Consider the following 19,966-nt stretch of genomic DNA (forward strand, 5'->3'; position numbering starts at 1 on the left):
ACCCCGCCTCCCACCGCGCCCCGCCCCACGCACGTCGCCTATCGCGCAGCTCACCCCCAAGAGGCAACCATGTCGTTCTCCCGCGCACGGGCCGCCACCGCGCTCGTGCTGCTCGTGGCCACTTCCGCCACCAGCTGCACGGCGCTGGAAGAGAAGCCCGCGCACGCCCGGCACGCCAGCGCACCGGTGCCGTACGCGAACCAGCAGGCCGGACAGGTGAAACTGCCGCTGGACGCCTACGCATCGAATGACGCCGAGACCTACGCCGTGGAAGACGCACAGGACATCCTCATGCGCCGGTGCATGAACAAGCTGAGCCTGGAGTGGAAGGCGCTGCCCAGGGTGCCCACCCGGGACATCGCCCCCCCCGAACCTCCGCCGGTACGGAGTCGTCGCGGCCGAAGTCGTCCGCTACGGATACCACCCGCGCCCCGACCCGACGTCGGTGGTACGGCGCAACCACGCCTGGGACGAGCGCGACGCGCTCCCCGCGGCAGTGCAACGCGCGGCCTACGGGCCCTCCGGCAAGGGCGGGTGCCTCAAGGCGGCCCAGCACCAACTCGTCGGCGACACCGCCCCACCGGACTACCACGCCTTCAACCAGCTGACCGGAACGGCCCTGGACGCCTCCCGGCACGCACCCGAAGTGCGCCGTGCCTTCCGCGGATGGCACGCCTGCATGGCGAAGGAAGGCTTCGACTACCCGGACCCCCTGACAGCCGCCGGCAGCCGGCGCTGGAACACGACCGCCCCCACCCCGGCCGAACGCCACACCGCCCGCGCCGACGTGACCTGTCAGCAGGCGGCTCAGCTGGTGACGGTATGGGCAGCGGCCGAGACCCGTATCCAAAGGCAACTGATCCGGCACAACGCCGCCCGCCTGCACGAGGCAAAAGCCCGCAAGGACCGTTGGCTGGCAGCCGCCTACCGCGTCCTGAACCGTGCGGGCAGCTGAGGGAACCGGCCACCCGCATCATCCCCGTCACCCACATCGCCATGAGGCGACCGACCAACGAACGGAAGGAAAACACCATGCGTCTCGGTCACATATTCGCCACGAGCACCGCCGCCGCTGCACTCGTGCTCGGCGCCGCGCTGCCGGCCTCCGCGGACGATTCCCCGGCGACCGCCGGCTCGGTCGAGGGCAGTAGGGCGAAGGTCGTCGTCTACGAGCAGCCCCTGTTCAAGGGCAGGCACACAACCTTGACCCGCAGTGATCGGAGTCTGGGGGGCCAGGGCTGGTGCCCCGGCTCGGCCAAGAACGTGGGCAGGTACACAGCCTTCTTCTTCACCGGGCCGCACTACAGCGGCGCCCGCCTCACCCTGGAGCCGGGCGACCGGGTTGCCCACCTCAGTGGACGGTTCTGCGGCTCCCTCCTTTTCCGCTGACAGCGAGTCATGACCGGCAGGGGTGCGACACTTGGCGCGACACTTGGCCACCCCCCGCCCCCGCACCGCCTCCTTACTCGGCCGCCTGGCAGGCCTCGTTCCGGTAGGCCGTGGGCGGCATGCCGTATGCGGTGCGGAAGGCGCGGGTGAAGTCGGCCGCCCGGGGAAAGCCCCAGCGGGTGGCGATCGCGTGGACGGGGGTGCTACGGAGGGCGGTGTCGGCGAGGTCGCGGCGGGCGCGTTCGAGGCGCTGGCGGCGAATCCAGGCAGCGACGGTGGCCTCTTCGTCCTCGAAGAGACGGTACAGATAACTGAGGGAAATGTGGTGGGCGGCCGCGACTGCGCTGGGCGTCAAGTCGGGGTCGGACAGGCGATGTTGAATGAATCCCTGGATGCGCAGGCGGAGGGCGCGCCGACGGGCCTCCGGCGCGAGGGTGTCCTCGGCGTCGAGGGCCTGGGCGAACAGCATGGCGATCAGATCGAGGGCCACCGTCCCCAGGCCGGGCCCGTCGGCAGGCTGGAAGGAGCTGCTGTCCCTGACCACCTGGGTGAGGAACTGAACCAGCAGGGCGCCAACACCCTCCCGCCCCGACATCGGCCGGTTGATGAGCTTCTCGACGCTCTTCGCCGGAAGGGGAATCAGCTCCCGGGGGACGAAGACGCCCGTCCCCCGCGCCTGCCCCCCGCTCTCACCGGCGGCCACCTCGACGTGATGGGGGCGTGAGGTGTCCACGAGGGCCAGGTCGCCCACGCCGTACACCGCCTCGCGGCCGAGATGGTCAACCTTTTCGTGCCCGCCGGCAGCAAAAGACAGATGGTAGATCCCCGGGTCGGACCGCCGGATCAGATGCGCCGTGCGCCGTACCGTCATCGGCGAGTGCTCCGTCGTCCGCAGGCGCACGTCGCCGAGGTCCAGGATGCGCTGTGTGGCCGCGAAGTCGGCCACGTGGTCGCTGAGAATGTCCATCGGCACGAAGCTCCCGAAGACTTGCTCACGCCAGTAGTCGAACCGGTCCGCCGGAGCCACATCGTCGCTCCGGAACTCCACCTCGCCGAGCATGAAACCATTCCCCCTTCGATTCCCCGCGAACGCCCCCTGCGGCGGCGTCCGCCCCCCTCAAGGTCCCACAACCGAAGGCGACCTGCACACACGGTCAGTCACTTCCACGGTATGCCCGAGAGGAGTGCGCGCTCCCATCCCGCCGCCGCTAGACGGCGCGCTCGCGTCCCTCCCAATACGGATCACGCAGCCGGCGCTTGTACAGCTTGCCGTTGGGGTCACGGGGCATGACGGCGATGAAGTCGACGGACTTGGGACGCTTGTAGCCGGCGAGCTGTCGCGCGCAGTGGGCCAGGATGTCGGCGGCCAGCCCGGGGCCCGGCCGCTGGCCCTCGGCGGGTTCGATGACGGCCTTGACCTCCTCGCCCCAGTCGTCGTGCGGGATGCCGAAGGCCGCCGCGTCGGCGACCGCGGGGTGGCTGAGCAGGGCGGATTCGATCTCGGCGGGGTAGATGTTCACGCCGCCCGAGATGATCATGTCGATCTTGCGGTCGCGGAGGAAGAGGAAGCCGTCCTCGTCGAGATGGCCGAGGTCGCCGACGGTGAAGAAGTCCCCGATCCGGTTCTTCTGCGTCTTGTCCTCGTCCTTGTGGTAGCGGAAGCCGCCGGTGCTCATCTTCATGTAGACGGTGCCGAGTTCGCCCGCGGGCAGCCGGTTGCCGTCGTCGTCGAAGATGGCCAGCTCGCTGATCGGCCAGGCCTTGCCGACCGTTCCGGGCTTCTTGAGCCAGTCCTCGGCGGTCGCGAAGGCGCCCCCGCCCTCGCTCGCCGCGTAGTACTCCTCGACGCAGCCGCCCCACCAGTCGATCATGGCGCGTTTGACGTGGTCGGGGCAGGGCGCGGCGCCGTGCAGGGCGTGCCGCATGGCGCTCACGTCGTAGGCCGCCCGGGTCTCGGCGGGCAGCGCGAGCAGCCGGTGGAACTGGGTGGGGACCATGTGGGTGTGGGTGCAGCGGTGCGCGTCCATGAGGGCGAGCATCCCCTGCGGCGTCCACTTGTCCATCACGACGATGCGGTGGCCGATGTGCAGGGAGGCGCCGGCGAATTGCAGGACGGCGGTGTGGTAGAGCGGCGAGCAGACCAGATGGACGTGGTCGCCGAACGGCTCGATGCCGAAGATGGCCAGGAAGCCGCCGAGGTAGGTCTCCTCGGGCGGGATGCCGGGCAGCGGGCGGCGGATGCCGCGGGGGCGCCCGGTGGTGCCCGAGGTGTAGTTCATCACCCAGCCCAGGGTGCGGTCGGCGGGCGCGGACTCCGGCTGCCCGTCGAGGAGTTGGGCGTACGGGCGGAAGCCGTCGATGGCGCCGACGGCATAGCGCTGTCCGGCCGGCAGGTCCGCCTCGTCGGCGGCCTGCCGCGCCGCCGCCGCGAACCGCTCGTGCGCCACCAGCACCTTCGCCCCCGAGTCGGCGACGATCCAGGCGATCTCCGGGCCGACCAGATGGTGGTTGACCGGGACGAGGTAGAAACCGGCCTGGGACGCGGCGAGGTAGGCGGTGAGGAACTCCACGCCGTTGGGGAGGACCACGGCGAAGGCGTCGCCGCGCTGCAGGCCCGCGGCGCGCAGCCCGTGGACCAGTTGGTTGCTCGCGGCGTGCAGCCGGCCCGCGGTCCATTCCTCGCCGTCCGGGGCGATCAGGACCGGGCGGTCCGGGTCGGCGGTGGCCTGTGCCCAGAAGCCGTTGGGCGGTGGGGAGCCTGGGGTCATTCCGCTGTCCTCCTCGGGTTCAGGCGCGTCCGGCGATGCGGTTGATGCGGTCGACGGCCCGCTCGAAGCCGCGGGTGAGGTCGTCGAAGACCGCCTGTACGCTGCGTTCGCTGTTCATCCGGCCGACGATCTGGCCGACCGGGGTGCCCAGCAGCGGCTCGACCTCGTACCGCTGGATACGGGAGTTGGCCTCGGCGACCAGCAGGCCCTGGAGCGGCATCGGGAGCGGGCCGGGGCCGTCCGGGTCGTCCCAGGCGTCGGTCCATGCGGTGCGCAGCTGGCGGGCGGGTTTACCGGTCAGGGCGCGGGAGCGGACGGTGTCGGCGGGTCCGGCGGCGAGCAGTTTGGCGGTCAGCCGCCGGGAGTGCAGCTCGGCCTCCTCGCAGGTCAGCCAGACCGAGCCGAGCCAGACGCCCTGCGCGCCGAGGGCGAGCCCGGCGGCGATCTGCTCGCCGGTGCCGATGCCGCCGGCGGCGAGCACCGGCAGCGGGTCGACGGCGGCGACGACCTCCGGGGTGAGGACCATGGTGGCGATCTCGCCGGTGTGGCCGCCCGCCTCGTAGCCCTGGGCGACGACGAGGTCGATACCGGCGTCCTTGTGGTGCCGGGCGTGCCGGGGGCTGCCGGCCAGCGCGGCGACCAGGATGCCGTGGTCGTGCGCGCGCCGGATGACGTCGGGGGGCGGGGAGCCGAGGGCGTTGGCGAGCAGCTTGATCGGATAGTCGAAGGCCACATCGAGCTGGGTGCGGGCGACTTCCTCCATCCACCCGGTGATCCGCCAGCCGGACGCCTCGCCCTCCGCGAGCCGCGGTACCCCGTGTGTGTCGAGCAGTTCGGCGACGAAGCGGCGGTGCCCCTCCGGAATCATCGCCTCGACCTCGGCCTCACTGACGCCGGCCACCTTCTTGGCGGGCATCACCACATCGAGTCCGTACGGCAGCCCCTCGGTGTGGTCCTGCATCCAGTCGAGGTCACGGGCCAGCTCGTCCGGGGCGGTGTAGCGGACCGCGCCGAGCACCCCGAACCCGCCGGCCCGGGTGATCGCGGCGGCGACGGCGGGAAAGGGCGTGAACCCGAAGACGGCGTGCTCGATTCCCAGCGTGATGCTCAGCTCCGTCTGCATGCGCGCAGGATGCCGCAGCGGGCCGTACGAGGGAAGAGAGTTTCTGATGGAACGTCAGAAACATGGCGCGGCGCGGGGACAGATTCCGCCGCCCGGCGGCCCTCAGCTCTTCCCGACGCCCTCCTCCAACACCGCCATCGCCGCATTGTGCCCCGGGATCCCGCTCACTCCCCCGCCGCGTACCGCGCCCGCGCCGCAGAGGAGGACGGTGGGGTGCGCGGTGGCGACGCCCCAGCGGGCCGGTGCGCCGCCGCCGTGCTCGGCGTCCGGATCCGCGTACGGGAAGGCCAGGTCGCGGTGGAAGATGTTGCCGCCCGGCAGGCCCAGTTCGCGGTCCAGGTCGAGCGGGGACCTGGCCTCGATGCAGGGGCGGCCCTCGGCGTCGTACGCCAGACAGTCGGCGAGCGGTTCGGCGAGGTGGGTGTCGAGTTCGGCGAGGGTGGCGGCCAGGAGGCGGTCGCGGGTGGGGGCGTGGTCTGCGGTGTCGGCGGCGAACAGGCGCGCGGGGGTGTGCAGCCCGAACAGGGTGAGCGTCTGGTAACCCTGGCGGACCAGGTCGGCGCCGAGGATGGAGGGGTCGGTCAGGGAGTGGCAGTAGATCTCCGAGGGCGGGGCGGCGGGCAGGGCGCCGGACGCGGCCTGCCGGTAGGCGTCCTCCAGCTGACGGTAGCCCTCGGCGATGTGGAAGGTGCCGGAGAACGCCTCGCGGGGATCCACCCGGGTGTCCCGGAGCCGCGGCAGCCGGGTGAGCAGCATGTTGACCTTGAGCTGGGCGCCCTCGGCAGGTGGCGGCGGAGCCTCGCCCAGGAGGCGGGCCAGCTCCCGCGGGGCGGCGTTGACCAGGACCCGGCGGGCGCCGACGGTGCCCGCCGCGCAGCTGACCTCCGCGGTCCGGCCGTCCGTCGCGATGCCGGTCGCCTCGCAGTCGGTGACGATCTCCGCGCCGGCCCGGCGGGCGGCGTCGGCCAGGGCGTCGGTGAGTGCGCCCATACCGCCGATGGGGACGTCCCAGTCGCCGGTGCCGCCGCCGATGACGTGGTAGAGGAAGCAGCGGTTCTGCCGCAGCGAGGGGTCGTGGGCGCCGGCGAAGGTGCCGATGAGGCCGTCGGTGAGCACCACACCGCGGATCAGGTCGTCGGCGAAGGTCTCCTCGACCAGCTCCCCCAGGGGGCGTTCGAACAGGGCGTGCCAGAGGGCGTCGTCGTCGATGACGGCGCGGAGCGCCTCGCGGGTGGGGAGCGGCTCGGTCAGCGTGGGGAAGACCCGCTCGGCGAGCCGCCGGGTGGCGCCGTAGAAACTCTGCCAGGCGGCGAACTCCCGCTCCGATCCGGTGAGTTCGGCGAAGGCCGTACGGGTGTGGGCCTCGCCCTTGCCGACGAGGAGTCCGGTGGGGCGGCCGTCGCGCACGGTGGGGGTGTAGGAGGAGACGGTGCGTTTGCGGACCGCGAAGCGCAGCCCGAGGTCCCGCACGATCTTCGGTGGCAGCAGGCTGACGAGATAGGAGTAGCGGGACAGCCGGGCGTCGACCCCGGTGAACGCCCGGGTCGACACGGCGGCACCACCGGTGTGGTCCAGCCGCTCCAGCACCAGCACGCTGTGCCCGGCGCGCGCGAGGTAGGCGGCGGCGACCAGTCCGTTGTGCCCGCCGCCGACGATGACCGCGTCATACGAAGTCCGTTCCGGCATGCCTCTTGGTAGCACGCGCCGATCAGGGTCGCCAGGTGCACGCGGCTGAAACCTTCTCCCCGGTCGGTGCGGCTTCTTGACCGGGCAGGGGGGTGCTCCTAGCGTCCGGCCGTGCTCCGCCCGGGCACCGCCCGCGGCCGTCCTCCCCCCAGCCGTCCCGCCCACCCGTGAGGTGACCCGTGTCCCGTTCCCCGGTACCCCGCACCGGCCGTACCCTCGCCGGACTGACCGCCGTCGCCGCCTGCTCCGCCGGACTGCTCGCGGCCCCCGCGCCGGCCTCGGCCGCCCCCGATCCGGCCCGCGCGCCCGGCGCCGCACGGGCCGCCGGGGCGTATCCGAATCTCGCCCCCAGACCCCCGATGGGCTGGAACGACTGGTCCTACTACATGTGCCGGATCGACGAGAAGACGGTCCTGGACAATGCGCGGGCGCTGGTCCGTACGGGGCTGGCGGGCAAGGGGTACCGCACCGTCACCGTGGACGACTGCTGGATGAGCAGAGCCCGTGGCTCGCGGGGCGAGCTGGTGGCGGACCCGGAGAAGTTCCCGCACGGCATGGCGTATCTGGGGCGGCAGCTGCACCGTATGGGACTGAAGTTCGGGATCTACACGGACGTCGGCACCCTGACGTGTGAGAAGTATCCGGGCAGTCTCGGCCATTTCCCCCAGGACGCACAGCAGTTCGCCCGGTGGAAGGTGGACTACGTCAAGGCGGACGGCTGCAACGTGCCGGTGGCGCCGGGGCACACCAAGGAGGAGACCTACCGGGATGTGTACGGGCAGATGAGCCGGGCGCTCAGGGACACCGGCCGGCCGATGACCTTCTCGGTGTCGGCACCGGCCTATTTCCAGTACGACGGGGACAGCGTCTGGCACCGGGTCATCGGCTGGTCCGCGGAGGTCGGCAATCTGTGGCGCGGCGGGCGGGATGTCGCGCTCCAGCAGCACACCCCGGCCGCGAAGTGGTCCTCCATCCTCTACAACTTCCGCTACAACGTGAAGCTGGCGGCCCTCCAGAAGCCGGGGCGCTGGAACGACCCGGACTTCCTGCTGGCCGGCGACACCGGCCTGACGCGCGCGGAGATCCAGAGCCAGATGTCGCTGTGGGCCATGATGGCCGCGCCGCTGATCTCCAGCACGGATGTCGCCCGCCTGTCCCCGCAGGCGCGCGAGGTGCTCGGGAACCCGAAGGTCATCGCCGTCGATCAGGACGCGCTCGGCGTCCAGGGGCGGCTGGTGCGCCAGGACGACGGCTCCGCGGTGCTGGCCAAGCCGCTGAAGAACGGCGACGCGGCGGTCGCCCTGTTCAACTCGGGCGACACACCGCGCACCCTGTCCGTCACGGCCGCCGCGGCCGGGCTGCCGGATGCCGGGTCCTACCGGCTGCACGATCTGGTCACCGGCCGCCGGACGCGGAGCGACCGGACCATCGTGGCGCGGGACGTGCCGCCGCACAGCACCGTGCTCTACCGGGTCACCCCGCACTGAGCCGGCGGGCCGGCACCCGGACCCGCCCCCGACGCGGGCCGCCCGTTCACTGCCGCCCGCGTACGGCGCGCTCCTGGCGCCTTGCCGCGAGCCGGCGGTGGACGGCGGCGGCCTCGTCCGCGCGGCCCAGCTGTTCCAGACACTGGGCGAGATCGCTCTGGCTGGCCAGCGCGTCGAGGTGGCCGGCACCCAGGACCCGCACGCGGGCGTCGGCGACCCGGCGGTAGTGGTCCAGGGCCTCGCCCCAGCGGCCGAGCCAGCCCAGCGCCACGGCGGTCTCCCGGCGGCTGACCAGGGTGTCGGGGTGGTCCTCGCCCAGCACCCGGGCGCGGGCCGCGGCCACTTCACGGGCCTCCACCAGCGCCTCCTGCCAGCGGTGCTGCCGGCCGAGGTTGACGACCAGGCCGTGCCGGGCGCGCAGGGTCTCCGGGTCGTCGGCGCCCTGGGCGCGGGTACGGGCCGCGACCAGCTCCCGGTAGAGCGCCAGCGCCTCCGCGCCGCGGCCGAGCCGGCCGAGGCCGATACCGACCTCGTAGCGGGCGGCCAGGGTGTCGGGGTGGTCGGGGCCGAGTACGGCCGAGCGGGCCGCCGCGACCTCCTGGTAGACCTGCAGCGCCGCCGCCCACATGCCCAACCTGCCCAGGACGAAGGCGAGTTCACCGCGGGTGGCGAGGGTGTCGGGGTGCAGCGGGCCGAGCACCCGGGCGCGGGCCTCGGCCACGTCCCGCGCCATCGTGTGACAGTCCTCCAGCCGTCCCAGCCGGCCGAGATTGAGCGCGACGTGGTGGCGGCAGCTCAGCGAGTCCGGGTGGTCCGGGCCCAGCGCACGTTCGCGGCCGCCCAGCACCTCGGCGTAGAGCTGGTGCGCCTCGAAGTGCCGGCCGAGGTGGCCCAGCGCATGGCCGGCCTCCAGCCGGCTGGTGAGCGTGTCGGGGTGGTCGGGGCCCAGGAGCCGGGCCCGCTCCGCGGCGAGCGCGCGATGTGCCTCGCCCGACTCCGCCCATCGGCCCAGCCGGCCGAGGTCCAGCGCGGCGGTGTGCCGGCCGGCCAGCGCGGCGAGGGCGGCACGGCGGTCGTCGGGCAGCGGCGGTCCGGCCACACCGGCGGCCGGGGAGGCATCGTCACGCCGCGGGTCGCTGCCGCCGGTCCAGGCATCGGTGAGGACCGTGGCGGCCCGGTCCGGTGCCGGGCGGTACGGCCGCCGGGCCAGGTGTGCCGCGGATCCGGGGGTCATGCCGTGCGTCCAGGACGGCAGCGGGCGGGCCGGGACGGTGGCCTCGTCCGGGTCGGCCACGGCGCGGTGCGCGAGCCGCGGCGCACGGGCATCGGCGAGGCGTTTTCCCAGCTCGGCGGCGTCCCGGGGCCGGTCGTCGGGGTCCTTGGCGAGGAGGTCGAGCATGATCCGCTCGTAGCTCTCCGGCAGGTCGGGCCGGAGCGTACGCGGCGGCTCGGGGGCCCGGTCGCGATGCCCGACGAGCACCGCCCAGGTGTCGCCCAGGTCGAACGGCGGCACGCCGGTGGCGATCTCGTACAGCACACAGCCGAGCGAGTAGAGATCGCTGCGGTGGTCGATGCCGTGGGCGCCGATCTGCTCGGGCGACATGTAGTGCGGACTGCCCATGGCGATGCCGGTGCCGGTCAGCCGGGCGGTGAAACCGATGTCGTGGCCGAGCCGGGCGATGCCGAAGTCGCAGATCTTGACCGTGCCGTCGGCGGTCTTGACGATGTTCGCCGGCTTGAGGTCGCGGTGCACGATGGCCTGTTCGTGCGTGTAGGCGAGCGCGGCGGTGACCTGTTCGGCGATCTCGATGAAGTCCGGGACGGGCAGCGGCTGGCGCCGGTTGTCGTCCAGCAGCTGGCTGAGATTACGGCCGCTGAGCAGCTCCATGACGATGAAGAGGGTGCCGTCGTCCTCGCCGAAATCGTGGACGACGGTGATGCCGCGGTGCTGGAGCGCGGCCGCGACCCGGGCCTCACGGCGGAAACGTTCGCGCAGGACCCGCAGGAACGAGGGTTCGTGCTCCGGGCCCAGCGGCTTGAGGCATTTGACCGCGACCTGCCGGCCCAGCGACTCGTCGCGGGCGCGCCACACCTCCCCCATGCCGCCGCGTCCGATGGTGTCGAGCAGTCGGTACCGTCGTTGGATCAGTCTGTTTTCTGCCACCGTGAATCGCCGCCCCCGTCCCCGTTCCGCGGTCAGCCGCGCAGCTCCCCCTGCGTGCCCCGCTGCCCTGACAGTATGGCGGGGGAACGGCGGAGCTTGTAGGGCGCTGGGCGGGTGTCGGGGCCGAGTCGCTCGACGGCGCGCAGGATGTGCCGGGGCGGGAGCTGCCAGCGGACCTTGGTGGGAACGGCGCGCAGCAGGCGGCCGGTGGCGCACAGCCGGCGGGTGACGGCGGCGGGCGGGGGTGCGAGGAACCCGTAGAGCTCGTGTGCGTACGCCGGGAGTGCGCCGTAGGCGAGGCGGGCCACGTGCTGCCACAGCAGTGCGCGGGCCGGCCGGAGCACCGCCGGGGTCGGCGGCCGGCGCAGAAAGGCGGCCACCTCGCGGGCCTCCGGGGTGAGCGCCAACTCGGGCCGTACGCGGGCGAAGTAGGCCGCGAGGGCGGCCCGGTCGCCCGGGACGGCGGCCGGGTCGAGGCCGACGAGCCGGGCGCTCTCGCGTTGCTCGGCGAGGTAGGCGTCGGCCGCGGCGTCGTCCACCGGGCACCCGGAGCGGCGCAGGACGTGCAGGTAGGAGTCGACCTCCGCGCAATGCACCCACAACAGGAGTTCCGGCTCGTCGACGCGGTAGCGTGCGCCGCCCGCCGGATCGGCGGCGGACAGCCGGCGGTGGATACGGCGGACCCGGGCGCCGGCCCGTTCGGCGGCCTCGGTGGTGCCGTAGGTGACGGTGCCGACGAAGTCGGCGGTCCGCAGCAGCCGGCCCCAGGCGTCGCGGCGGAAGTCCGAGTTCTGCAGGACGCCGCGTACCGCACGGGGGTGCAGCGCCTGGAGGTACAGCGCGCGGACGCCGGCGATCCACATCATCGGGTCGCCGTGCAGCTGCCAGGTCACCGAGCGGGGCCCGAACAGCCCCGGGTCGTCCGTGGACACCTCAGTTCACCTCCCGCTGCCGCGTCAGCGCCGTACGCGGGGCATCCCGAGGCCGAGCCAGGAGATGATCTCGCGCTGGATCTCGTTGTTGCCGCCGCCGAAGGTGAAGATCACGGCGGAGCGGTAGCCGCGTTCCAGCTCGCCGTGGAGCACCGCTCCGGCCGAGCCCTCCTTGAGCGGGCCCGCGGACCCGACGACCTCCATCAGCCAGGCGTAGGCGTCCCGCCGGGCCTCGGAGCCGTAGACCTTGACCGCGGAGGCGTCCTGCGGGGTGAGGGTGCCCTGCTGGAGCGCGTCGACCATCTGCCAGTTCAGCAGCTTCATGGCATCCAGTCTGGTGTGGGTACGGGCCAGCCGTCCACGCACCCAGCCCAGGTCGATCACCCGGCGGCCGTCGCCGAGCTTGGTGTCGGCGGCCCAGCGCTGGACGTTGTGCAGGGCGCGGATGGCCATGGTGCCGTGGGCGGCGAGGGTGACCCGCTCGTGGTTGAGCTGGTTGGTGATGATCCGCCAGCCCTTGTTCTCCTCGCCGACGCGGCGGGAGGCCGGGACGGTGATGTTCTCGTAGTAGCTGGCGGTGGTGTCGTGCGAGGCGAGGGTGTTGATCAAGGTGCAGGAGTAGCCGGGGTCGCTGGTCGGGACCAGCAGCATGGTGATGCCCTTGTGGGGCGGGGCGTCGGGGGCGGTGCGTACGGCGAGCCACACCCAGTCCGCGGTGTCGCCGTTGGTCGTCCAGATCTTCTGTCCGTTGACGACGTAGTGGCCGCTGTCCTCGTCGCCTTCGCGGACGGCGCGGGTCTTGAGGGCGGCCAGGTCGGTGCCGGCGTCCGGTTCGCTGTAGCCGATGGCGAAGTCGAGCTCGCCGGAGAGGATCCGGGGAAGGAAGTAGGCCTTCTGTTCGTCGGTGCCGTACTGCATGAGCGTCGGCCCGACGGTGTTCAGCGCCATCAGCGGCAGCGGCACCCCCGCCTGGGCGGCCTCGTCGAAGAAGAGGAACTGCTCCATCGGGGACATCCCGCGGCCGCCGAACTCCGTGGGCCAGCCGACGCCGAGCCAGCCGTCGGCACCCAGCCGGCGCACGGTCTCACGGTAGAAGCGCTTCCGGTCGGCGGGGGCGGCGTACCGTGCCGAGGCGTCGTCCGGCACCAGCCGGGCGAAGTACGTGCGCAGCTCGGCGCGCAACTGCTGCTGCTCGGGGGTGTATTCGAGGTGCACGGCCCCTCCAGTTCGTCCGCTCCGGTCGTCCGGCCCGGGGGTCGCCCGCGAAGCTGACGGGTCGTCGGCTGCCGGATCGAGGGGCACAGTAGAACTTGTTCCAGAAATACGGAAGGGTGCGCGGACCGGCCGCGGACACACGAAGGCCCGGCCCGGCACCTCCGCGGCACCGGACCGGGCCCTCCCCGGACTCCATCAGCCCACGGCGTGCTTCGCCGGGTTGCTCGGCTGGACCCGGTGGTGCTGCACGTCCTTGCAGTACTTGACGAACCCACTGTTGGTCACGTATTTCGCCGAGACCCAGGCCGGCCGCTCGCTGCGCGTCAGGTACCAGACGGAGTTGCCGCGGACGTTCTGGGTGCGCACCTTGCACACCAGGCCGACCTGCGAGCGGTGACGGAGGTAGCCCCGCACGGAGGAGTCCGTGCTGGGGTACTGACGCTCACTCAGGCCTCGCTTGGCCGTGACGACGCCATAGGGCTTGAGGGGTCCGGGTGCCGCCTGGGCCGGGGCCGCGAACAGCGTCGCACCGACGGCGACGACCGCGGCCAGTGCGCCCGCGCCGGCCGCGAGCTCTCTACCTCGGGCCACGAGGTTTTCGGTCGTGGACATAGGGGGTCTCCTGTTCTTGACGCGCAATGCCACCCATTGGTGCACAGCCGGACATTACGCGCACTTCACCCCCGGAATGTGGTGAAACGACGAACAGGCAGCCAATCGTGTGACAGTGCAAGGGTTGCCGGGTGACACGCCGTCATCGGCGCGCGGCCGGACCCGGGTCGGCGCCGGTCAGCCCTCGGCGCCGGCGCGGTGGATCCCGAAGGAGCCGCCCTGGGGATCCCGGATCACCGCGATCCGCGGACCGTCGGGCACGTCCGTCGGGGGCACCAGCAGCATGCCCCCCGACTCCGCGGCCCGGGCGGCCGTCTCGTCCACGTCGGCGACCGCGAAGTACGGCAGCCAGTGCGCCCGCACGTCGTCCGGATAGAACTCGTCCAGTGCGCTCAGCCCGCCGAAGTCGGCGCCGTCGATGCCCCATTGCGGGTAGTCCGCGTGGGTACCGACGGTCCAGCCGAAGACCCGGGTGTAGAAGGCCTTGGCGGCCTCGGCGTCCCGGGTGGCGAGCTCGACCCAGCCGAGCGAGCCCGGCGCGTTGAGGAGGGCGGCGCCCGCGAAGGAACGGGCCTGCCAGAGCGAGAACACCGCGCCCTCCGGATCGGCCAGCACGGCGAAGCGGCCCAGGTCGAAGACGTCCATCGGTCCCATCAGCTGCCGCCCGCCGGCCTCGGTGACCGCAGCGGCCTGCGCGTCGGCGTCCCGCGTCGCGAACGACACGGTCCAGGCGGTCGGCTGCCCGGGGGCGTAGAGCGGGGTCAGCGCGGCGACCGGGGCGGCGCCCAGGTACAGCGTGGTGTAGCCGCCCGCCTCCTGGCGCGGGTCGGTCTCGGCGCGCCAGCCGAAGACCTGGCGGTAGTACACCTTGGCGGCGTCCACGTCCGAGGTGCCCAGCTCCACCCAGCAGGGCGCACCGGGAGTGGGCTCAGTGATCTTCACGGTGTGTTCCGTCCTCCGCGCCGGGCCGTGGCGGACGGGGCTGTGCACGTCCGTCCGCTGCCGATCGGTAGCCGTACGCTGCCGATGGTCCGACGGGTGCGACCGGGCCGCAACCGGAGCGGGGGGGCCGGACCGGCCGCTGGTGCGGCGGCGCCCGGGCACGCGGCTCACGGGCCGTCGGCGCGCAGTCGGCGCAGGGTGCCGTGCGGGGCGTCGGGGGCGAAGGCCTCGGTGAGGGCGCCGGTGGCGGCCTCGGCGGCGCGCGCCGCGCGGGGCAGCATGGCCGCCTCGTACGCGCCGAGCGCCGCGTCGGTGTCGCGGTCCCCGGCGAGGGCGAGGGCGAGTTCGGCGCCGTCGAGCAGCGCGAGGCCGGCGCCCTCGGCGGCGAACGGCGCCATCAGGTGCGCGGCGTCGCCCAGCAGGGTCAGCCCCGGGGTGGCGGTCCAGGTGTGCGGGACCGGCAGGGCGAACAGCGGCCGGTTGCGGAATCCGCCGTCCTGGTCCCGGAGCAGCGCCAGCAGCCGGTCGTCCCAGCCCGCGAAGGCGTCGAGCAGCACCTCGCGGACCGCTTCGGTGTCCGCCATCGTCACCCCGGCCTCCAGCGCCCAGTCCTGGGAGCCGCGGAAGGCGGCCTGGACGTGGAGGCGGCCGGCGGCGTGGCGCCGGACGATCAGGCCCTTGCCGGCGGAGAGCGCCAGCAGCGTGCCGTCACCGACCAGGCGGGCGAGCCGCGGATGGCGGGTGTCGACGTCCTCGAACCCCGCCTCGACGAAGGTGACGCCGCAGTAGTGGGGGGTGGCGTCGGAGAGGACCGGACGCACCCGGGACCAGGCACCGTCGGCACCGATGACCACGTCGAAGGTCTCGGTGTGGCCGTCGTCGAACTCGGCGGTGTGGCGGCCGTCGCCGAGCGGGTGCAGGGTGCGCAGATAGCTGCCCCAGCGCAGGGTCCCGGGCGGCAGGGATTCCAGCAGCAGCCGGCGCAGCGCGCCCCGGCCGATCGCGGACCCGCCGTTTTCGCCCGGGGTCGGGGCGCGCCGGAAGAGTTCCGTCGCGGTGTGGTCGAGCAGCCGCAGCTCCTGGCCCGCCGGGCGGGCGAGCGCGGCGCACTCCTTCTGGAGACCGGCCGCGCGCAGCGCCGCCTGACCGGTCGTCAGCCACAGCTCCGGCACGCCGTGCCGGTCGGGGGCGGTGACGGCGGCGTCCTGCTCGAAGACGGTGACGGGCAGCCCGTTGCGGCGCAGGACGCGGGCGCAGAGGAGCCCGCCCAGGCCGGCGCCGATGAGGGCGATACGGGGCGGGGCGGGGTTCATGGCGCTCCTCGGCTGAGCGAAACGGCAGCCCCCTGGCCAGAAAAGCACAGTGGCCCACCGGGTGCAGCACGGCGCCGGGCCGGCTCCCGCCGCTGCCCGCCCGCAGGCTCCACGGACCGGGGCACCGGCGGGGAGGAGCGCGTGCGCGGGTGCGGAGGCGGGTAGGTCGACCCAGGTCGGGGGCGGTGGGGGCCCGTTGAGTAACCTTGGCCCGACAAAAGGGATAGTTGGCCACTTCTGCGGAACCTCGCTTGCGTATTTAGGTATGCCTAACCTAACGTAGCGACGCGTGTCGACGACCAAACCATCTGCCACCGCACCCGCTGTGCCCGATGCGCCGCCCGCCACGCGCCTCCTGCGGCGCGTCCCGCTGCTCGTGGTCGGGCTTGCGGCGCTGGCGGTCTGTGCCGCCCTCAGCCTCGCCCTCGGTACCCGGTCCGTACCGCTGTCCACCGTCTGGGACGCGCTGACCGGCGCCACCCACGGGCGGGACGCCCTCGTGGTGACGGGACTTCGGCTGCCGCGCACGGTGGTCGGGCTCGCCGTCGGCGCGGCGCTCGGGGTCGCCGGGGCGGTCGTCCAGGGCATCACCCGCAATCCGCTCGCCTCCCCGACGACGCTGGGCATCAACGCGGGCGCGGGCTTCGCGGTGGTCACCGCGATCTACGCGCTGCATCTGACCCGGCCCGTCCAGTACATCTGGTTCGCCTTCGCCGGCGCCGCGGCCGCCGCGCTGTTCGCCCAGGCGCTGGCGCGGCGCGCCGGTGACCTGGATCCGGTGCGCCTGGCGCTGGGCGGCACCGTCCTGCAACTCGTCCTGCTGTCCTGGACATCGACGGTCATGCTGGCCAGCAAGCGGTCGCTGGACGAGGCGCGGTTCTGGCTGGCCGGTTCGCTGGCCGAACGTCCGCTGTCGGTGCTCTACCCGGTGCTGCCGACCCTGCTGATCGGGCTGGTGGTCGCGCTGGCCATCGTCCCGGCGCTCAACGCGCTGGCGCTGGGCGACGATTCGGCGCAGGCGCTGGGCGTGCCGGTCTCCCGGATCCGCAGCGCGGGCGGGCTGGCCGTCGTCCTGCTCGCCGGCTCCGCGGTGGCCGTGGCCGGTCCGCTCGCCTTCATCGGGCTGGCCGCTCCGCATCTGGTCCGCCAGCTGCTGCGCACCTCCGACCACCGGATCGTGGTGCCCGGCTGTCTGCTCGCCGGCCCGCTGCTGCTGCTCACCGCCGACATCCTCGGACGGATCGTCATCCGCCCGTCCGAATTGCAGGTCGGCATCATCAGCGCGTTCCTCGGCGCGCCGCTGCTGGCAGTGCTGGCCCGGAAGGTGGCCCGATGAACGGCTTCGTACGCAGTGCCGCGCCGCACGGGGACCCGGCGGTGGACGCCGGCCGCCGGACCCGCCGGGGCGCCGCGCGCGGGCGTACCGCGCTGACCGCCGTCGTCGGACTCGTGGTGCTCTGCGCCCTGGTGACGGTGTCCGTGGCCAACGGTGACATGGCGCTGCCGCCCGCCGACGCGGTCAAGGGCCTGTTCGGGCTCGGCGACTCCGCGACGGTGCTGGTCGTCCAGGAGTTCCGGGCCCCGCGCATGGTCGCGGCGATCGTCGCGGGGGCGGGGCTGGCGGTGGCCGGCGCCCTGCTCCAGCGGCTGTTCCGCAATCCGCTCGCCTCACCCGACGTCATGGGGGTGACCGGCGGCGCCTCCTTCGGCGCGGTGGCGATGCTGGCCGCCGGGGCCTCGCAGGCCCTGATGCCGCTGGCCGCGCTCGGCGGCGGGCTGCTCGCCGCGGTGCTGCTCGGGGTGTTCGGCTGGCGCGGCGGGGTCAGCGTGACCCGCCTGGTGCTGGTCGGTCTCGCCGTACAGGCGGGTCTGTCCGCGGCGGTGAGCTTCATGGTCGTCCGCTTCCCCACCGAGCTGGCGGGGTCGGCCCTGCAGTGGACGACCGGCTCGGTGTACGGGCGGACCTGGCCCGAAGTGTGGTCCGCGGGCGGGGCGGTGGCGCTGGGCCTGCTCGTCGCCTTCGCACTGCACCGCCGGCTCGCCGTCCTCGATCTGGGCGACGACTCGGCCGGCGCGCTCGGCCTGCGCACCAGCGCCGCCCGGCTGCAGGTCCTGGTCATCGCGATCGTGCTGGCCTCGCTGGCCGCCGCGCTCACCGGACCGGTCGCCTTCGTCGCGCTGGCCGTCCCGCACATGGTGCGGTTCCTCGCCGGGCCGCCGACCGCCGGGACGCTGGCGCTGTCCGGCCTCGCCGGTGCCGTGCTGCTGCTCGCCTCCGACCTCGTGGCGCAGTATCTGCTGCCGGTCGGCGGGCTGCCGGTCGGAGTGGTCACCGCCACTCTGGGCGCGCCATGGCTGCTGGTGCTGATGATCCGTCAAAGCAGTTCCGTGAACAGGAGTGCCCGATGACCGCCAATCAGCTTTCCACCCACGGACTCGATCTGCGCTACGGCGACCGGCTGATCGTCGGCGGCCTGGATCTGGTGCTGCCCGGCGGCGCCGTCACCGCCGTCGTCGGGCCCAACGCCTGTGGCAAGTCGACCCTGTTGCGCGGGCTGACCCGGCTGCTGGCGCCGGCCGCCGGCACCGTCGCGCTGGACGGCGCCGATATCCACCGGATGCCGGCCCGTGCGCTGGCCCTGCGGATGGGGCTGCTCCCCCAGCAGCCGGTCACCCCCGACGCGATCACCGTCGAGGCGCTGGTACGGCTCGGCCGCTACCCCCACCAGCGGCTGCTGAGCCCCTGGTCGGCGGCGGACCAGCAGGCGGTGGAGGAGGCGCTGCGGCGCACCGGCACGCGGGAGTTGCGCGACCAGCCCGTCGACCAGCTCTCCGGCGGTCAGCGGCAGCGCGCCTGGATCGCGCTCGCGCTGGCACAGGACACCGATCTGCTGCTGCTCGACGAGCCGACCACCTTCCTGGACCTGCGGCACCAGCTCGATGTCCTCGACCTGGTCGCCGCGCTGCACGCCGAGGCGGACCGCACCGTGGTGATGGTGCTGCACGACCTCGGACAGGCCGCCCGTTACGCGGATCACCTCGTGGTCCTCAAGGACGGGCGGCTGGCGGCGGCCGGCGCCCCGGCTGACGTCCTCGACGCGGAGCTGGTCAAGTCCGTGTTCGACGTGGACTGCCGCGTGATCCCCGACCCCGAGACCGGCACCCCGCTGGTCGTCCCGAAGAGCAGCGCGAAACGGCACACCGCCGTGACCGTCTGACCGCCTCCCCCACGGGCGTTTGCTCCCCCTCCGCTCCCGTCAAGGAAGACACCTTCATGCTGACCCACCTCCCCCTCCGCGCCACCACCCGCCGGCTGCCGGCCGCGCTGCTCACCGTCGCCCTCGGCGCCACCGCCCTGACCGCCTGCGGCGGCACCAAGGAGGGTGACGACGCGGCGCAGGGCAAGGCCGGCGCCGGCTTCCCGCGCACCGTCAAGAGCGCCATGGGCGGCGACGTGAAGATCCCCGCCAAGCCCAAGCGCGTGGTCGTCCTGGACACCGGTGAGCTGGACGACGTCACCACCCTCGGCGTCAAGCCCGTCGGCGCGGTCTCGCCGCACATGAAGACCGAGGGCGGCTTCCCCACCTACCTCAAGGACGAGATCGGCGGCGTCAAGGACGTCGGTCCGCTGCTGGAGCCCAACCTCGAAAAGATCATCTCCCTGAAGCCCGACCTGATCCTGTCCTCCAAGGTCCGGCACGAGAAGATCTACGACAAGCTCCAGGCCATCGCGCCGACCGTCTTCACCGAGACCACCGGCGGCCCCTGGAAGGCCAATCTGAAGGTCCACGCCAAGGCGCTGGGGCTGGAGAAGGAGGCCGACCGGAAGCTGACGGAGTACGAGACCCGGGCCAAGGCACTGGGCGCGGCGATCAAGAAGAAGTACCACGGAAAGATGCCCTCGGCCTCGGTCGTGCGCTTCGTCGCCGGCCCGACCCGCCTCTACCAGAAGTCCTCCTACAGCGGTGTGGTCCTCGACGACATCGGCCTGGCCCGGCCGACGTCGCAGAGCTCCACCGACCCGGCCAAGACCATGCTCGACGTCAGCCCGGAGCAGATCGACAAGGCCGACGCGGACCTGGTGTTCGTGGCCTCCGCGGACGCGCCGGGCAAGACCCAGCAGAAGGACGTCACGTCCAACCCGGTCTGGAAGGACCTGCCGGCCGTCAAGCAGCACAAGGTCTTCAACGTGCCGGACGAGACGTGGATGTCCGGCATCGGCATCCAGGCCGCCGAGCACATGCTCGCGGACGTGGCGAAGGCCACCGGGGTGCCGCTGCCGAAGGGCTGACCCCCTGGGGTGGCCCCTCCCCGCGGGGGCCACCCCTTTTTTCG

The 19,966-nt window shown here is 73.0% G+C and carries 17 protein-coding genes; 7 read left to right on the forward strand and 10 right to left on the reverse strand.

The window, feature by feature from the left end:
* The first annotated feature begins 445 nt into the window (after positions 1–445).
* Both EST92_RS32050 and EST92_RS08805 read left to right on the forward strand, forming a co-directional pair.
* A complete protein-coding gene (locus EST92_RS32050; protein WP_254068654.1) occupies positions 446–955 on the forward strand; it encodes a hypothetical protein in 510 nt (169 codons plus the stop codon).
* Between the two features lie 77 nt (positions 956–1,032).
* A complete protein-coding gene (locus tag EST92_RS08805) occupies positions 1,033–1,389 on the forward strand; it encodes a hypothetical protein (RefSeq protein ID WP_129280382.1) in 357 nt (118 codons plus the stop codon).
* 73 nt (positions 1,390–1,462) lie between these two features.
* Here EST92_RS08805 and EST92_RS08810 read toward each other — a convergent pair whose 3' ends face one another.
* The 4 genes from EST92_RS08810 to EST92_RS08825 form a co-directional block, all read right to left on the reverse strand.
* Positions 1,463–2,449 carry a helix-turn-helix domain-containing protein gene (locus EST92_RS08810; protein WP_129280383.1) on the reverse strand — a complete coding sequence of 329 codons (987 nt, stop codon included), beginning with the start codon at positions 2,447–2,449 and terminating at the stop codon, positions 1,463–1,465.
* Between the two features lie 148 nt (positions 2,450–2,597).
* The gene (locus tag EST92_RS08815) at positions 2,598–4,157 is read right to left on the reverse strand and encodes an acyl-CoA synthetase (protein WP_129280384.1); all 1,560 of its coding nucleotides are present in this window, start codon (positions 4,155–4,157) and stop codon (positions 2,598–2,600) included.
* Between the two features lie 19 nt (positions 4,158–4,176).
* On the reverse strand, positions 4,177–5,280 hold the full coding sequence (locus tag EST92_RS08820) for a nitronate monooxygenase family protein (protein ID WP_129280385.1): 1,104 nt from the start codon (positions 5,278–5,280) through the stop codon (positions 4,177–4,179).
* Between the two features lie 102 nt (positions 5,281–5,382).
* The gene (locus EST92_RS08825; RefSeq protein WP_129280386.1) at positions 5,383–6,966 is read right to left on the reverse strand and encodes an NAD(P)/FAD-dependent oxidoreductase; all 1,584 of its coding nucleotides are present in this window, start codon (positions 6,964–6,966) and stop codon (positions 5,383–5,385) included.
* 179 nt (positions 6,967–7,145) lie between these two features.
* Between EST92_RS08825 and EST92_RS08830 the strand changes: the two genes are divergently transcribed.
* Positions 7,146–8,453 carry a glycoside hydrolase family 27 protein gene (locus EST92_RS08830; protein WP_129280387.1) on the forward strand — a complete coding sequence of 436 codons (1,308 nt, stop codon included), beginning with the start codon at positions 7,146–7,148 and terminating at the stop codon, positions 8,451–8,453.
* Between the two features lie 46 nt (positions 8,454–8,499).
* Here the strand turns inward: EST92_RS08830 and EST92_RS08835 are convergent, their stop codons facing one another.
* The 6 genes from EST92_RS08835 to EST92_RS08860 all read right to left on the reverse strand — a co-directional run bounded on the left by EST92_RS08835 (position 8,500) and on the right by EST92_RS08860 (position 15,631).
* Complete coding sequence (locus EST92_RS08835; RefSeq protein ID WP_129280388.1) at positions 8,500–10,617, reverse strand: serine/threonine-protein kinase; 2,118 nt, start codon at positions 10,615–10,617, stop codon at positions 8,500–8,502.
* A 32-nt stretch (positions 10,618–10,649) separates the two neighbouring features.
* Positions 10,650–11,549 carry an oxygenase MpaB family protein gene (locus EST92_RS08840; RefSeq protein WP_129280389.1) on the reverse strand — a complete coding sequence of 300 codons (900 nt, stop codon included), beginning with the start codon at positions 11,547–11,549 and terminating at the stop codon, positions 10,650–10,652.
* 24 nt (positions 11,550–11,573) lie between these two features.
* The gene (locus EST92_RS08845; RefSeq protein WP_129280390.1) at positions 11,574–12,764 is read right to left on the reverse strand and encodes an acyl-CoA dehydrogenase family protein; all 1,191 of its coding nucleotides are present in this window, start codon (positions 12,762–12,764) and stop codon (positions 11,574–11,576) included.
* 195 nt (positions 12,765–12,959) lie between these two features.
* Positions 12,960–13,376, reverse strand: coding sequence for an SH3 domain-containing protein (locus EST92_RS08850; RefSeq protein WP_129280391.1), 417 nt, complete (start codon positions 13,374–13,376; stop codon positions 12,960–12,962).
* 177 nt (positions 13,377–13,553) lie between these two features.
* Entirely contained in the window at positions 13,554–14,318 is a 765-nt protein-coding gene (locus EST92_RS08855; protein WP_129280392.1) for a VOC family protein, read from the reverse strand.
* 167 nt (positions 14,319–14,485) lie between these two features.
* A complete protein-coding gene (locus tag EST92_RS08860; protein WP_129280393.1) occupies positions 14,486–15,631 on the reverse strand; it encodes an FAD-dependent monooxygenase in 1,146 nt (381 codons plus the stop codon).
* A gap of 325 nt (positions 15,632–15,956) precedes the next feature.
* Here EST92_RS08860 and EST92_RS08865 point away from each other — a divergent pair, with 325 nt between their 5' ends.
* The 4 genes from EST92_RS08865 to EST92_RS08880 are packed head-to-tail and all read left to right on the forward strand — an operon-like array spanning position 15,957 to position 19,922.
* Complete coding sequence (locus EST92_RS08865) at positions 15,957–16,967, forward strand: iron ABC transporter permease (RefSeq protein WP_129280424.1); 1,011 nt, start codon at positions 15,957–15,959, stop codon at positions 16,965–16,967.
* Complete coding sequence (locus EST92_RS08870) at positions 16,964–18,040, forward strand: iron ABC transporter permease (protein ID WP_129280394.1); 1,077 nt, start codon at positions 16,964–16,966, stop codon at positions 18,038–18,040. The genes EST92_RS08865 and EST92_RS08870 overlap by 4 nt, the downstream gene beginning before the upstream one ends.
* Positions 18,037–18,849, forward strand: coding sequence for an ABC transporter ATP-binding protein (locus EST92_RS08875; RefSeq protein WP_129246809.1), 813 nt, complete (start codon positions 18,037–18,039; stop codon positions 18,847–18,849). The genes EST92_RS08870 and EST92_RS08875 overlap by 4 nt, the downstream gene beginning before the upstream one ends.
* A 56-nt stretch (positions 18,850–18,905) precedes the next feature.
* Positions 18,906–19,922: an iron-siderophore ABC transporter substrate-binding protein gene (locus EST92_RS08880; RefSeq protein ID WP_129280395.1), complete on the forward strand. Its 1,017-nt coding sequence runs from the start codon at positions 18,906–18,908 to the stop codon at positions 19,920–19,922.
* The last annotated feature ends 44 nt before the right edge of the window (positions 19,923–19,966 follow it).

It is taken from the genome of Streptomyces sp. TM32 (genome assembly GCF_004122755.1).
Taxonomy (GTDB): Bacteria; Actinomycetota; Actinomycetes; order Streptomycetales; family Streptomycetaceae; genus Streptomyces; species Streptomyces sioyaensis.

Coding starts and splice junctions, on each gene's coding strand:
- EST92_RS08805 (WP_129280382.1), top strand. CDS start 1,033: ATGCGTCTCGGTCACATATTCGCCACGAGCACCGCCGCCGCTGCACTC.
- EST92_RS08810 (WP_129280383.1), bottom strand. CDS start 2,449: ATGCTCGGCGAGGTGGAGTTCCGGAGCGACGATGTGGCTCCGGCGGAC.
- EST92_RS08815 (WP_129280384.1), bottom strand. CDS start 4,157: ATGACCCCAGGCTCCCCACCGCCCAACGGCTTCTGGGCACAGGCCACC.
- EST92_RS08820 (WP_129280385.1), bottom strand. CDS start 5,280: ATGCAGACGGAGCTGAGCATCACGCTGGGAATCGAGCACGCCGTCTTC.
- EST92_RS08825 (WP_129280386.1), bottom strand. CDS start 6,966: ATGCCGGAACGGACTTCGTATGACGCGGTCATCGTCGGCGGCGGGCAC.
- EST92_RS08850 (WP_129280391.1), bottom strand. CDS start 13,376: ATGTCCACGACCGAAAACCTCGTGGCCCGAGGTAGAGAGCTCGCGGCC.
- EST92_RS08860 (WP_129280393.1), bottom strand. CDS start 15,631: ATGAACCCCGCCCCGCCCCGTATCGCCCTCATCGGCGCCGGCCTGGGC.
- EST92_RS08870 (WP_129280394.1), top strand. CDS start 16,964: ATGAACGGCTTCGTACGCAGTGCCGCGCCGCACGGGGACCCGGCGGTG.
- EST92_RS08875 (WP_129246809.1), top strand. CDS start 18,037: ATGACCGCCAATCAGCTTTCCACCCACGGACTCGATCTGCGCTACGGC.
- EST92_RS08880 (WP_129280395.1), top strand. CDS start 18,906: ATGCTGACCCACCTCCCCCTCCGCGCCACCACCCGCCGGCTGCCGGCC.